12 protein-coding genes are annotated in these 14,172 nt (G+C 63.0%); 7 read left to right on the forward strand and 5 right to left on the reverse strand.

Going from position 1 to position 14,172, the window contains the following annotated elements:
- Nucleotides 1–1,372: 1,372 nt before the first annotated feature.
- From KF759_RS02395 to KF759_RS02425, 7 genes are all read left to right on the forward strand, one after another.
- Nucleotides 1,373–5,044 (forward strand): RHS repeat-associated core domain-containing protein, encoded by a 3,672-nt coding sequence (locus KF759_RS02395; protein WP_291222813.1) that lies wholly within the window; start codon nucleotides 1,373–1,375, stop codon nucleotides 5,042–5,044.
- A gap of 6 nt (nucleotides 5,045–5,050) precedes the next feature.
- Entirely contained in the window at nucleotides 5,051–5,515 is a 465-nt protein-coding gene (locus tag KF759_RS02400; protein WP_291222814.1) for a hypothetical protein, read from the forward strand.
- Between the two features lie 219 nt (nucleotides 5,516–5,734).
- Nucleotides 5,735–5,905 (forward strand): hypothetical protein, encoded by a 171-nt coding sequence (locus KF759_RS02405; RefSeq protein WP_291222815.1) that lies wholly within the window; start codon nucleotides 5,735–5,737, stop codon nucleotides 5,903–5,905.
- Between the two features lie 159 nt (nucleotides 5,906–6,064).
- Complete coding sequence (locus KF759_RS02410) at nucleotides 6,065–7,474, forward strand: NAD(P)(+) transhydrogenase (Re/Si-specific) subunit beta (protein WP_291222816.1); 1,410 nt, start codon at nucleotides 6,065–6,067, stop codon at nucleotides 7,472–7,474.
- A gap of 28 nt (nucleotides 7,475–7,502) precedes the next feature.
- Nucleotides 7,503–9,170: a glucose-6-phosphate isomerase gene (gene pgi / locus KF759_RS02415; RefSeq protein ID WP_291222817.1), complete on the forward strand. Its 1,668-nt coding sequence runs from the start codon at nucleotides 7,503–7,505 to the stop codon at nucleotides 9,168–9,170.
- Nucleotides 9,170–10,819 (forward strand): phosphoglucomutase (alpha-D-glucose-1,6-bisphosphate-dependent), encoded by a 1,650-nt coding sequence (gene pgm / locus KF759_RS02420; protein WP_291222818.1) that lies wholly within the window; start codon nucleotides 9,170–9,172, stop codon nucleotides 10,817–10,819. The genes pgi and pgm overlap by 1 nt, the downstream gene beginning before the upstream one ends.
- A gap of 96 nt (nucleotides 10,820–10,915) precedes the next feature.
- Nucleotides 10,916–11,575, forward strand: coding sequence for a DsbA family oxidoreductase (locus KF759_RS02425; RefSeq protein WP_291222819.1), 660 nt, complete (start codon nucleotides 10,916–10,918; stop codon nucleotides 11,573–11,575).
- 7 nt (nucleotides 11,576–11,582) lie between these two features.
- Here the strand turns inward: KF759_RS02425 and KF759_RS02430 are convergent, their stop codons facing one another.
- From KF759_RS02430 to KF759_RS02450, 5 genes are all read right to left on the reverse strand, one after another.
- Nucleotides 11,583–12,017 carry a hypothetical protein gene (locus KF759_RS02430; protein WP_291222820.1) on the reverse strand — a complete coding sequence of 145 codons (435 nt, stop codon included), beginning with the start codon at nucleotides 12,015–12,017 and terminating at the stop codon, nucleotides 11,583–11,585.
- 73 nt (nucleotides 12,018–12,090) lie between these two features.
- Complete coding sequence (locus KF759_RS02435; RefSeq protein ID WP_291222821.1) at nucleotides 12,091–12,498, reverse strand: GNAT family N-acetyltransferase; 408 nt, start codon at nucleotides 12,496–12,498, stop codon at nucleotides 12,091–12,093.
- Complete coding sequence (locus tag KF759_RS02440) at nucleotides 12,495–13,169, reverse strand: pyridoxamine 5'-phosphate oxidase family protein (RefSeq protein ID WP_291222822.1); 675 nt, start codon at nucleotides 13,167–13,169, stop codon at nucleotides 12,495–12,497. The genes KF759_RS02435 and KF759_RS02440 overlap by 4 nt, the downstream gene beginning before the upstream one ends.
- A gap of 151 nt (nucleotides 13,170–13,320) precedes the next feature.
- Entirely contained in the window at nucleotides 13,321–13,956 is a 636-nt protein-coding gene (locus tag KF759_RS02445) for a hypothetical protein (RefSeq protein ID WP_291222823.1), read from the reverse strand.
- Complete coding sequence (locus tag KF759_RS02450; protein ID WP_291222824.1) at nucleotides 13,943–14,161, reverse strand: hypothetical protein; 219 nt, start codon at nucleotides 14,159–14,161, stop codon at nucleotides 13,943–13,945. The genes KF759_RS02445 and KF759_RS02450 overlap by 14 nt, the downstream gene beginning before the upstream one ends.
- Nucleotides 14,162–14,172: the final 11 nt, after the last annotated feature.

A 14,172-nucleotide genomic window follows, 5' to 3' on the forward strand; every position in this document is an offset into this window, starting at 1 on the left:
GCGCTGGCCCCTTTATTTCGGTGCTGCCCCGGTTTGCAGCTAGCGTAGTATTGTCTATTTTCACCGCATCTCTCCTGCTAAAAGCGCCAATGGACTTGCCAGAGAGCTTAGGAAATTAATGAACACTAAATCGGCTCCTCTGCTAGCGAGTGTTTTGGCTTTTGTGTTCGGAAGTGTCGCAATTCACGCCCAATCCGATTCGACCTGTCGGATTGATGGCGGGGATGCGGAATGTCGAAACGGCATAGGTACGCCGTGGTGGTGGTGGTGGCCAGGGCCTTATACCGATCCAGTTCACTCAGATCCGTACTGCGTTAGCAACTCGCCTCCCTATCAGGAATCTCAACACTGCACCGAGGAGGATCAGACTTGGCAGGCCGTTACAGAAAACGTTCTCTCGGGTGCGCCATACGCCTGCGCGCCTCCAGATCGAATTTTCCTTAATGAGGGCATTACCAAAAAGCTAGGAATCGATGCCAATGTAGGACGTTCCTATGATGTCACGATTTGGTGGGATCCTTACGGAGGGCAGGCTGGAAGCCACTGCGATCCGATAGTGTTTCCAAATAGAATCTCGATCGGTCGTAGAGACGTATTTTGCCCCGCTGGATATCATGAAGACTCACGGGGGCAGTATTGCTACGGGACGAAGAAGGAAGTATGTCCCGTCGGTAATCCGATTCAATGTGCTGACGGCCAAAAAATACAGGCGGAGCTTGATCGTACCAATGTAGGTTCTGGGATAGAGTTTATTCGCTACTATTCCAGTTCTGGCTTTTATAATTCGCCCGGCACTTCGCCAGAAGATGTGTTAGGACCGCATTGGCGCCACAGCTGGCAACGCAGTGTAGCTGTGGAATCCCCTGTTACCCAAGGGCAGACCACATTTGCGTACGTCGTACGTCCCGATGGGGATTATCGCCACTTCAGATGGAACGGTCAGACATGGGATGGCAGAAAGGACAAATCTGAAACATTGCAAGAGCTAACTAGCCAAGGACAGCGGACCGGCTGGCGGTATACGGATGCGACCGATGGAGTAGAAAACTATGATGCTGCTGGTACGCTGTTATCAATTGTGTCTGTCTCAGGCAAAATCATCACTCTAAGCTATAGCGATACATCAACGCCTCCGGAAATTGCCCCTAAACCTGGCCTACTAATTCGCGTCTCGGATCGTAGTGGTCGAGCGCTTGATCTACACTACGATACAAATTCCTTGTTGAAGGAGACGGTAGGCTCCGATGGTCTTGTGCATACGTACACTTACGATACCTCTAGATTTTTGTCCGCTGTTCATTTCGGAGACACGCAGCGGAAATACCTCTATGACGAGTCCGTATACTCGGAAGCTGGGGGCGCTCGCGGGCTGATGACCGGTCTTATCGATGAGAGCGATGTGCGTTATGCCACGTTCAATTACGATGCGCAAGGAAGGGCAACTCAGGAGTGGCACGGTGCAGATTCGGACCCGCTTAGTATCTTTTATGATCAAGCGGGATCGATAGTTATCGATGCTATGGGCGCAGCATCAAGACGTCGTTTCATTACAATCAATGGCATCCTGCGTAATGCCGGGGTGGATCGCTGCAGCGATGCAACGTGCGCAACTGCGGTCTCCAGCTCGTCAAGAACCTACGACGCCAACGGTAATCCCGACCGCGATACAGATTTCAATGGCGACATTACCGCTCACGGTTACAACACGCGGGGACTGGAGACCATTCGTGTCGATGCGTCGAACGACCCATCGGCAGCGTCGACGTCGGCCAAAAGAACAACGGTAACGAGTTGGAATCCCAACTTCAACGTTCCCGATCAGCGCACGGTCAAGAACGCGAGTGGTGCGACCGAGTCCCTGACCAGATGGGCCTACAACACCCGGGGCCAGCCGACCGCGCGTTGCGAGGTCGATCCCGCCATTGGCAGCGCCACGAGTTATACCTGCGGCTCGGCCAAGAATGCTCCTGTCGGCGTCCGCCAGACCCGAACAACGTATTGCGAACAGCCCGACGTCAGCGCCGGCAGCTGTCCGCTGGTCGGCCTCGTCACTTCCGTCAACGGCCCGCGCGCGACGTCCGATGCTGGTACGGGTGGCTTTGACGACACGACCACCTACACCTACTACCAGACCGATGATCCGACCTGCGCCAGCGGTGGCGCCTGCCCGCACCGCCACGGCGACTTGTGGAAAGTCACCAACGCGCTCGGCCAGGTCACCGAAACGGTCAGCTATGACAAGAACGGCCGCGTCACGCGCTCGAAAGACGCCAACGGCACACTCACCGACTTCGCCTACCACCCGCGCGGCTGGCTGACCGACCGCATCGTGCGCGCGAACGCGAACGGCACGCGCTCAGCCAATGACGCGACGCTGCACATCGACTACGACCCGGTCGGCAACGTCGTCAAGGTGACTCAGCCCGACGGCGACTATCTCGCCTACACCTACGACAACGCGCACCGCCTCATCAAGATCGCCGACAACCTCGCCAATACCATCGACTACTGCCCCGGCGGCGTCGGCAGCGTGGAGTGTCTGGACGCGGCGGGCAATCGCCGCGTCGAGCAGGTCAAGGATGCGAGCGGCGCGATCAAGCGCCAACTGCACCGGGTCTACAACCAGCTCGGGCAGCTCACGCAGCAACTCAACGCCGCCAACGCCCCGGTCGAGTCGTCCATGGGTCTGAGCGAGAACTTCGCCGGTCAGCCCGCCGTTGCCGACGGCTACGACGGCAACGGCAACCGCGTGCTGTCCGACGACGGTCTGGGCACGCGAACCAAGCAGCAATACGACGGCCTCAACCGCCTCGTCGCGACGATCCAGAACTACAACGGACTCGACACCGCGACAGCCAACACGACCACGCACTACGCCTACGACACGCGTGACAACCTGCGCCAGGTTACCGACCCGGATGGCCTCAACACGGTCTACGACTACGACGGGCTGAACAACCTCACCGGCCTGCACAGCCCCGACACGGGTAACGCGAGCTATACCTACGACAAAGCCGGCAATCGCATCACGCAGACCGACGCGCGCAACGTTACGAGCACCTACACCTACGACGCGCTCAACCGCCTGACCGCCATCGCGTATCCAGACAGCAGCCTCAACGTCGGCTATGCCTATGACCAGCCGGACGCGACCACGGGGTGCAGCGGGTCGTATCCGCGCGGCCGCCTCACGCGCATGACCGACCCCACGGGCAGCACGACCTACTGCTACGACCGCCACGGCAACGTGACGAAGAAGACGCAGTTCGGCACCCGGATCGTCTCGTGTCTGAACGGCACGTCCGGCTGCGGCGGCGACGCGTCCAGCTTTGCCGCGGGCCTCGGCGTGGAAGTGGGCGGCATCGCCAATCCGACCAAGTCCACGACGATCACCCTCGTCACCGCGATGGCCTACACGAAAGGCGACCGCATCCAGAGCATCACCTACCCGAGCGGCGCGATCATCAGCTATGGCCGCGACCCGCTCGGCCGCATCACCTCGGTGCAGTACAAGGCAAATGCCAATGCCACCGCGGTCAAGCTGATCGGCAGCGCGACGTATTACCCGTTCGGCCCGCTGCACACGCTGACTTGGGGCAACGGCCGCACGCTGACCAAGACCTACGACGCCGACTACGCGATCGACTCGGTTCAAGCCACACCGACCGGCCTCACGCTCGATGCGATCACGGACGTGATGGGCAACGTCACTGCCTTGAGCCAGACGCTGAGTCCCGCCGCGCCCGATCGCAGCTATCAATACGATCCGCTCTACCGTCTGAGCAAAGCCAATGCCGGCGCGACGACGCGCGAGAGCTATACCTACAGCCCCACCGGCGATCGCACCAGCGCCACCGTCAACGGCGCGACGCAGGCCTACACCTACACCGCCGGCACGCACCACCTCGCCAGTGTCGGCGCCACCGCCCGCAGCTACGACGCCAACGGCAACACCACCAGCAACAACCTGGCCTACGACCAGCGCAACCGGCTCGCCGGCTGGAAGCTGCAAGGCGGCCAGATCGGCCTCGGTGGCGACTCGGCCCGATACGGCTACAACGGCAAGGGCGAGCGCACGGTCAAGCAGGTGACGTACAACGACCATTGCCTCGCGCCTGCCTGCTATCCCGGCCCCGGCGCGCCCACCGGCTGGCTCACGGGCACCGCAGCCTTCGCCTACGACGAAGCCGGGCACCTGATCGGCGAATATCCCAGCCTCTACGGCCCCGGCAGGAACACCGAATACATCTATCTCGACAGCACGCCGATCGCGGCGATCCGCAGCGGCCAGCTCCACGAGATCGAAACCGATCACCTGGGCACCCCGCGCGCGGTCGTCAGGCCTGGAACCACGCCCAGTGCAGACGTGACGGTGTGGCGCTGGGACTTGCTTGGCAACACCTTCGGAGCGGACGCCCCGAATGAAGATGCCGATGGCGACGGCACCGCCTTCGCCTTCAGCCTGCGATATCCCGGTCAGTACCAAGATGCCGAGACTGGCCTCAACTACAACTACTTCAGGGATTATGAGCCGGGGACCGGACGCTATGCCGAAAGTGATCCCACTGGGTTGGGCGGAGGTATAAACACATACGCTTACTCATTCAGTAGGCCTGGTACTTTCTTTGATCGCCAGGGTAACATTCCGCAGCCTGGATTCCAGATACCGCCAAATTATCCAAATCCAACTATTGTGTGCGATGGAAATGGTGGTATTGAACCATATTTGACTCCGCTTTCTCCTTTCGACTTGGCGTGCTTTGGCGACTGCGTTCATCAGCATGAAATGATACACATTCGCGATTTTTCGAGAGCGAATCCAGTCGTTTGTCATGGTCAAATACGTGGGACAATGGTTAATGAGTTTGATAATCTATCGCTTTGGCAAACTGAAGCAAACGCGTGGAAGGCCGAATTACAGTGTCTCGAAAAACGACTTGAAGAAGAGAAGAAAAGTGATTGTCCTGCATGCAAACTCCGTCTTGAGACTGAGATTGCTCACGCTCAAGACATGGTCAATCGCTATACATATGCGATAAGGTAGGTTGCGATGATAAAGAGTGTCGCACTAACGCTTGCGTTTATTTATCCGATTTCATTGAGTGCGGCGGACCTTGGTGTAACCGCATGCGTCGCTATTGATGGTGATAGTCCAGCATTGCACTTCGAAATTCAAAACAAAACGGCAAGCAGCATTTCTATCCCGAGTAGCAACTTTCCTTGGCGTGAGGATGGGGCAATCGTTATTGCATATCGAGGTGACGCGCTTATTGGCAAGGTTATGAATCGCGCTTATCAAATACAAGATAGTGTCTCTGGCAATGTTGTATTGCGTAGCGGTGAGAAACAAGCCGGCGAGTTGGTTTTGAAATATCTGTATCCTGAAATTGTTAAACTCGATGATCGATCTTCGGTCACGATTCTTTGGGCTTACACGCCACGAGGGTACGCTGCAAAAGATATAACGCTCGGCGGTGCGCTAACGCTGCGCGATAAAGATCGGTGTACGAATTGAGCGGGGTCTGTCAATCGAACTGTGTAACTGCCGTTGAGGTCATCGATTGACCGGCACGCGGTCCTCGCCGAACAGGATGGTTCTTCCGGGTTTTTCGTGAAGTCACATCTTGTAAGAGGCGCCTGGGGCGTCTGGACAGAGGCGCAGACTGCCTGCCCGCACCGCCGAAAGTCGCCAACGCGATCGGCCAAATCACCGAAACCGTCAGCTACGATAGGCATGGCTGCGTCCGCGCTCGAAGAGGTCAACGACACGCCCACCGACGTCGCCTGTCACCCGTATGGCTGGCTGACAGACCGCATGGTGCGAGCGCACGTGAGCGGTAGCGCGGCGACCAACCACGCCACGCCGCACATCGACTACGATCCGCTGGGCGCGTGGGAAACGTGACGCAGGGCCTTGGGCTGGACCAAGCGCAGCGGAATCGCAGCAATCTTGCCGCGTCGGTTAGGGCATGAACGCAGTTCTGACGGCATGAACGCAGTTATGCTCCTTGGGTAGAGACCTTATGATCCGCCACTTCGTTGCAAGCTCAATCGGGAATCGCTGATGGACACCCAAACCCTGCTCGTCACCGCGGCCAAGGCCAGCTACCTGCTGGCGGCGCTGTTGTTCATCCTCGGCATCAAGCGCATGTCCTCGCCGGTGACCGCGCGCGCGGGCATCAAGTGGGCCGGCGTGGGCATGGTGATCGCCACGCTCGCCACCTTTGCCATCACCGGCGCGCACAACATCGGCTGGATCATCGGCGGCATCGCGATCGGTGTACTGCCGACCTGGCTGTGGGGCAAGAAGGTCGCGATGACTGACATGCCGCAGATGGTGGCGCTGTTCAACGGCATGGGCGGCGGCTCGGCGGCGGCGATCGGCGCGATCGAGCTGCTCAAGTTCTCGAGCGCGCCGGAGGCCTCGCATCCGCTGGCGACGCTGGTGCTGGCGGTGGTCGGTGCGCTGATCGGTTCGATCTCGATGACCGGCTCGATCATCGCCTGGGCCAAGCTCGACGGGCGCATGGACAAGGTGTTCCGCTTCGGCGGCCAGCAGGCGCTCAACTTCATCGTGTTCATCGCCGCCGTGCTGGCTGGACTGGCTTTGGTGTTCTGGAAGCTCGACAGCAACCTCATCATCGTGTTCTTCGTGCTCGCGCTGGTGTTCGGCATCCTCATGACCCTGCCCATCGGCGGCGCCGACATGCCGGTGGTGATCTCGCTCTACAACGCCTTCACCGGTCTCGCAGTGGCCTTCGAAGGCTATGCGATGGGCATCGAGGCGCTGATCGTGGCGGGCATGGTGGTCGGCGCGGCCGGCACCTTCCTCACCCAGCTCATGGCCAAGGCGATGAACCGCCCGATCAGCAACGTGCTCTTCTCGAACTTCGGCGGCGGCGGCGGTGGAAGCGAGATCGCCGGCGCGCAGAAGCCGATCGAGGCGGCCGATGCGGCATCGCTCCTGTACATGGCCGAGAAGGTCATCATCGTGCCCGGCTACGGCATGGCGGTGGCGCAGGCCCAGCACAAGATCTGGGAATTGAGCCAGGCCTTGATCAAGGCCGGCAAGGAAGTGAAGTTCGCGATCCACCCGGTCGCCGGGCGCATGCCCGGGCACATGAACGTGTTGCTCGCCGAAGCCGGCGTGCCCTACGACCTGATCGCCGACATGGACGACATCAATCCCGAGTTCAAGACCTGCGATGTCGCCATCGTGATCGGCGCCAACGATGTGGTGAATCCGGCGGCGAAGACCGACAAGGCCTCGCCGATCTTCGGCATGCCGATTCTCGACGTGGTCGACGCGCGCCAGGTGATCGTCATCAAGCGCGGCAAGGGCACGGGATTCGCGGGCATCGAGAACGCGCTGTTCTATGCCGACAACACGCGCATGCTCTACGCCGACGGCAAGGAAGCGGCCAACCAGCTCATCACCGAGCTCAAGGCGATCGACGGCGGCGGCGGACACTGAGGCGCGTGCGGGACAGGCAGGCAGGGCGATGAGCAAGACCGACCAGCGCGGACAGCGCGTGCCGCCGGCGCGCGCGCTGGCGTCGCGCCCGCAGTGGCAGGCCTTGCAGCGCCATGCGGCGACGATGCGCAAGCGTCACTTGCGCGATCTCTTCGCCGCCGATGCGGATCGTGGCACGCATTTCGCGCTCGAGGCGGCGGGCTGGCATTTCGACTACGCCAAGCAGCGTGTGGACGCCGAGACGCTCAAGCTCCTGCTGCGCCTGGCCGAGGCCTGCGCGCTGCGTGAGCGCATCGCGGCGATGTTCCGCGGCGATCGCATCAACACCAGCGAAGATCGCGCCGTGCTGCATGTCGCGCTGCGCATGCCCAGGAAGCGGCGGCTGATCGTCGATGGCGTGGACGTGGTTGCCCAGGTGCACGCCGTGCTCGAGCGCATGGCCGCGTTCTGCGATCGCGTGCGCGCGGGCGCATGGCGCGGGCACACGGGGGTGGCGATCCGCCACGTTGTCAACATCGGCATCGGCGGCTCCGATCTCGGGCCGGTGATGGCGCATGAAGCACTGCGGCAGCATTGCGATCGCAGCCTCGACCTGCGCTTCGTCTCGAATGTGGATGGCAGCGATTTCGTCGAGGCGGTGCGCGATCTGGATCCGGCGCGCACCTTGTTCATCGTCTGCTCCAAGACCTTCACCACGCAGGAGACGCTTGCCAATGCACACGCGGCGCGGCGCTGGTGTCTGGACGCGCTGGGCGACGAGCGCGCGATCGCGCGGCATTTCGTCGCGGTATCGACCAATCGCGGCGAAGTGGAAAAGTTCGGCATCGACCCCGCCAACATGTTCGGCTTCTGGGATTGGGTCGGCGGCCGCTATTCGATGGACAGCGCGATCGGGCTGTCGACGATGCTCGCAATCGGGCCAGCGCGGTTTCGCGAGCTGCTCGCGGGGTTCCATGCGATGGACGAGCATTTCCGCAAGGCGCCGCTGGCGCGCAACCTGCCGGTCCTGCATGGCCTGATCGGCATCTGGAATACCAACTTCCTCGGCATTGCCAGTCATGCGGTGCTGCCGTATGCGCAGTACCTCAAGCGTTTTCCGGCCTATTTGCAGCAGTTGTTGATGGAGAGCAATGGCAAGCGCGTGACACATGCGGGCAAGCCGGTCGGTGTCGACACCTGTCCGATCGTCTGGGGCGAGCCGGGTACCAACGGCCAGCATTCGTTCTATCAGCTCATCCATCAGGGCACGCGCGCAGTAGCCTGTGACTTCATCGGCTTCTGCGAGAGCACCAGTGCGCTCACCGCGCAGCACGATCTCTTGATCGCCAACATGCTCGCGCAAGGCGAGGCGCTCGCGTTCGGCAAGACCGCAGCGCAGGTGCGCGCCGAAGGCGTGCCCGCCGCGCTGGTGCCGCACAAGGTGTTCGATGGCAATCGACCGAGCAACACGATGCTTGCGCGACGCCTCGATCCCGCTGCGCTCGGCGCCCTGGTTGCGCTCTACGAGCACAGCACCCTCGTGCAGGGCGCGATCTGGGACATCGATTCCTTCGACCAGTGGGGCGTCGAACTGGGCAAGGTCCTGACCCGGCGCATCGCCGATGAATTGAGCGCAGCGAAGACGCCGCGCCTGACACATGACAGCTCGACCAATGCGTTGATCCGCCGTTACCGGCGCCTGCGCGGGAATTCTTGATGGCCATCACGTTGCACCCCCTGGCCGGCAAATCGGCCACGCTCGCGCCGCTTGTCGATATCGACCGCCTCATCGCCGCCTACCACGAGATCCGTCCCGACCCCGCGCTCGCGGCGCAGCGCGTGAGTTTCGGCACCTCGGGTCATCGCGGCAGTTCGCTGCACGGCAGTTTCAACCAGGCCCACGTGCTCGCGATCAGTCAGGCGATCTGCGAATACCGCGCGCAGGCAGGCATCGACGGCCCGCTGTTCCTGGGCATCGACACCCATGCCTTGTCGCAGCCGGCGCAGGACAGCGTGCTCGAAGTGCTGGCCGCGCACGGTGTGGAAGTCCGCATCGCGCGGGATGCGGGTTACACGCCGACGCCAGCCGTCTCGCACGCGATCCTCAACTGGAACCGCGGCCGCGAACGCGGCCTGGCCGATGGCATCGTGGTCACGCCCTCGCACAATCCGCCCGAGGATGGCGGCATCAAGTACAACCCGCCCAATGGCGGCCCGGCCGACACGGCGGTTACGCGCGCGATCCAGGAGCGCGCCAATGCCCTGCTTGCCGATGGGTTGCGACAGGTGCGCCGCCTGCCGCTCGCGCAGGCGCGCAGCGCGACCACCACGCGCGAGTTCGATTTTCTTTCGAGCTATGTCGAAGATCTGGGCGCGCTGATCGACTTCGAGTCGATCCGCAGCGCGGCCTTGCGCCTCGCAGTCGATCCGCTCGGTGGCGCGGGTGTGGCCTATTGGCCGCGCATCGCCGAGCGCTGGCGCATCGACTTCGACATCGTGAGCAGCGAGGTCGATCCACGGTTCGCCTTCATGAGCCTCGACTGGGACGGCCGCGTGCGCATGGATCCGTCCTCGCCGCCGGCGATGCAGCGCCTGCTCGCGCTGCGCGATCGCTACGATGTGGCGATGGCCTGCGACACCGACCACGATCGCCACGGCATCGTCACGCGCAGCGTCGGGCTGATGCCTGCCAATCACTATCTGGCGGTGATGATCGACTACCTGTTTCGCGAACGCGGGCAGTGGCGCAGCGATGCCGCGATCGGCAAGACCGTGGTCAGTAGCGCGATTATCGACCGCGTGGCACAGCGACTGGGGCGGCGCATCTTCGAGACGCCGGTCGGACTCAAGTGGTTTGCCGCGGGTCTGTTCGATGGCTCGCTGGGTTTTGGCGGCGAGGAAAGCGCAGGCGCGACTTTCCTGCGCCGCGACGGTGGCGTCTGGACCACCGACAAGGACGGCATCGCGCCGGGCCTGCTTGCCGCCGAGATCAGTGCGCGCCGCGGCCGCGATCCGGGCGAGTGCTACGCCGCGCTGTGCGCCGAACTGGGCACGCCGTTCTTCGATCGCGTCGACGCGCTCGCCACCCGCGAGCAGAAGGCGCGCCTGTCCGCACTCACGCCGCAGCAGCTCGCCATCACCACGCTTGCGGGCGAGCCGGTAACGCAAGTGTTCGATCGAGCGCCGGGCAATGACGCCGCGATCGGCGGCATCAAGGTGGTCGCTCGAAACGGCTGGTTCGCAGCGCGCCCCTCGGGCACCGAGGACATCTACAAGATCTACGCCGAGAGTTTCTGCAGCCAGCAGCATCTGGCCACGATCCTCGGCGAGGCGCAGGCCGTGGTGGACGGCGTAATCGCCGCCTGAGCCCTGCCTACGCGCGGCGCTTGCGGTGTCCGCTGCAGGCCCCATCTTGGCTGCATTCGCGCGGGTTTGCTGCGCACTTGAGGGATTGATTGCGCCATGAGCCAGCCGCTGCGTATCGACTTCGTCTCCGACATCGCCTGTCCCTGGTGCGTGATCGGCCTGCTGTCGCTTGAACAGGCGATTGAACGTCTCGATGCCCGATCGCATATCCAGCTGCACTTCCAGCCCTTCGAGCTCAACCCGCAGATGGGCGCTGCCGGCGAGGACGCCGACGAACACCTGCTGCGCAAGTACGGCATGCCGCGCGAGCAACTCGAGCGCAACCGCGCCGCAATCCGTGAACGTGGGGCGGAGCTGGGCTTCACATTCGGCAAGCGCACGCGCGTGTGCAACACCTTCGACGCGCACCGCCTGCTGCATTGGGCCGGCATGCTCGGCGGCGACGCGCAGCGCAGTCTCAAGCATGCCCTGCTGACCGCCTACCACGCCGAGGATCAGGACGTTTCCGCGCGCGAGGTGTTGTTGGCCGTGGTCGCAGCCTGCGAACTGGATGTCGCCGTTGCGGCGCGGGTGCTTGAAAGCGGCGAGTTCACCGGGGCCGTGCGCGAACGCGAGCAGCATTACCTGCAGCGCGGCATCCAGGGCGTACCCGCCGTGATCCTCGCCGAACAGGGCTTGATCTCCGGTGGCCAACCGGTGGAAGTCTTCGAACGCGCCCTGCGCCAGTTCGCCGCCGAGCCCGCAGCACGGGCCTGACGGGCCTTCAGCGCGCGCGCGGCAGCATCGCCAGCGCCGCGGCGATGATCGCGGCGGCGATGATCCAGAGTGTCGTCGGGTCGAGGTTGACGCGGGCGATGTCCCAGGCGAAGGCGAGGTTCATGCGGGTGAGGGCGTCGCGCGCGGGAATGCCGAGCATTCCGGCAATGCGGGTGATTGCTTGCAGATACAGGGCATAGGCGCTGGCGATGGCGACCAGGAAGGGCGCAAGTGCAATGCCTGACCAGTGCGCGCCGAAGCCGTGACGGCGCAAGGCCCACACCACCATCGCGGCGACGACGAAGGCGAAGCCGGCGAGATCGCCAGCGGCTCGCAGCGCGAGCAGACACCACAGCGCGCCGCCGGCCAGCGCGAACATGAGCGCGGTGGCGATGCCGATCAGGCGTGGGGCAGGAGCGGGCGTGCTTGGCGTGGGAGACATGGGTTGCTTGCGCAGATGAAAAGCGCAAGCCGTTGCCGCGCCAGGCGATGATAGCGGCTGGATGCGTGGTGTGTCAGGTGATGCGCGCCGTGGGATCCAGCCGCCAGGCATTGGCTGCGTGGGCAAGGCCGACGTGCGCGTAGTAATCGCTAGCAGCGGGTGCGGCAAGCAACAGGAGTTTTGCTTGCGGCGCAGCGGCCTGCGTGTGTTGCATGAGCTGCTTGCCGATGCCGCGACGCTGATGCGAGACGCGCACCGCAAGATCAGCGAGATAGGTGGTCCACACCATGTCGCTGATACTGCGTGCGATGCCGACCAGGAGTTCACGGTCCCATGCGGTGATCGTGATGTTGGCGTTGGCGAGCATGGCAGCGAAACGGGTTTCATCGTCGATCGGTCGGCGCTCGCCAAGGGTGGACGCGCGATAAAGGTCGATCGCCAGTGCGAGCGTGATGGGTCGGTCCCGGTGGTATTCGATCATGCGCGGAACCTCGGATCGGTGCTGCAGCGAAGGATCGATGCCGGTACGGCGATGTCGGCATCGAGGTCGGCGTTGGCGACCGGCTCCCGCGCTTGTTGATGCAGGGGCAGGACGCCGGCCCAGTACGGCAGGGCGAGATCCTCGGCCTTGTCTTCGGCATCGCCGCTGCGCAGCTTCGCGCTGACATCGACGATGTCCAGGCGCAGCACGCTGGTCGCCGCGAGTTCCTTGCGATCGGCGGGACGCGACTCGGTGGTGCGTCCGGGCAACAAGGCTTCGACGAATCGTTCGAGCGCGGCGGCTTTGGCCGCTGCGGCCGTGATCGCGCTGGCGCGGCCGAACACCACCACCGACCGGTAATTGGCCGAGTGATTGAACTGCGAGCGCGCGATCACCAGTCCATCGAGGTGGGTGATGCTCGCGCAGGCTTCGATGCCGTTGCCCAGTGCGCGCATGAGTCGGCTGGCGACCGCGCCATGCAGGAGCAGGGCGTCACCGTCGCGTGCATACAGCATCGGAATCACGAACGGCTGGCCATTGATGCTGAAGCCGACATGGGCAAGCAGGCCGGCATCGAGGATCGCGTGAACCAGCGTGCGGTCGTAGGCAGCGCGCTTGCGGCTGCGGCGAACCTGGTGGCGTGGCAATGTGGCGGCTGGCATGGGATCCATGATCGGCAGGCGATGCGCCACGATACGACAGGCATTTGGCACCATACAGCGCCAGAATCAGGGATGCAGGAGGAGCCAATTGGCGGGGTGATCCGGTTGTGGGGGCGGGCGCGCGGCAAGCCGCTCGCGCCCACGCAGCGCCGCTTGCCGATCAGCGCCGCTTGATGCCGGGCTCGGTGGGCAACTCGTTCGGGTCCGCTTCTTCAAGGTCGCCGGCGAACGCGCGCTGGATCGGTACCCCGGTCCACTGCGTCAGCAGGGAGCTGAGCCATCGACACTCCTCTCGCGTGCGCATGCCATCGAATGCAAGTTCCCGCTGCTTGCCGTCATCGGCGTTCCAGTACAGGAACGTGACCCACCTGCCATCGCTCCCCGTGGGATCACTCTTGCCGGGTGGCGTGTAGGTTTGCTCGATGCGGGTGATCGCCGCGCGCCTGATCTCGCTGTGGCTCGTGCTGAACACCGATAGCGTGTGGATGGACAGCTGTGTTTCGCCAAGCAGGTAGTCGACGCGCGCCCACAAGGTCCGACCCAGGCAGTACACGCCCGCGAACAGCGCGCCGCCGCTCACGATTCCGAGCAGGATCCAACCGGCAACGGTGAGCGCACCGTCACCCTGTGTGAGCCAATGGGCGAACCCGGCAGCACCGAGCACGAGGGCCGTGCCGAGAACCAGCAAGGTCCAACGTCCGGCGCCCGAACGGATTGCGAATCGCAGGTGCTGGCGGTTCTGGTGGTCGGTGGTGAGCCGCCAGAACTCCGGTACCGCTGGATCAAGGCTCGGCATATTCGAACTGCCCGGGGTCGAGGATGAAATCGAGGTAGTCCAAGGGATACTTGTGGCGTGCTTTCACGATGCGGTTCCTTGCCTCACGCACGATCTTCGCATCCAGGCTCTTTCGGTCGTGCTGATGGATCGTGGGGTTCGGCAGCGCCAGTGCGCCCACGGCAGAAAGGAAGGTGTCGAGCGAAATTGACTTCCTTGCCGTCACGAAAGGTCTTC

Origin of the sequence: Dokdonella sp. (genome assembly GCF_019634815.1) — a bacterium.
Classification (GTDB): domain Bacteria; phylum Pseudomonadota; class Gammaproteobacteria; order Xanthomonadales; family Rhodanobacteraceae; genus Dokdonella_A.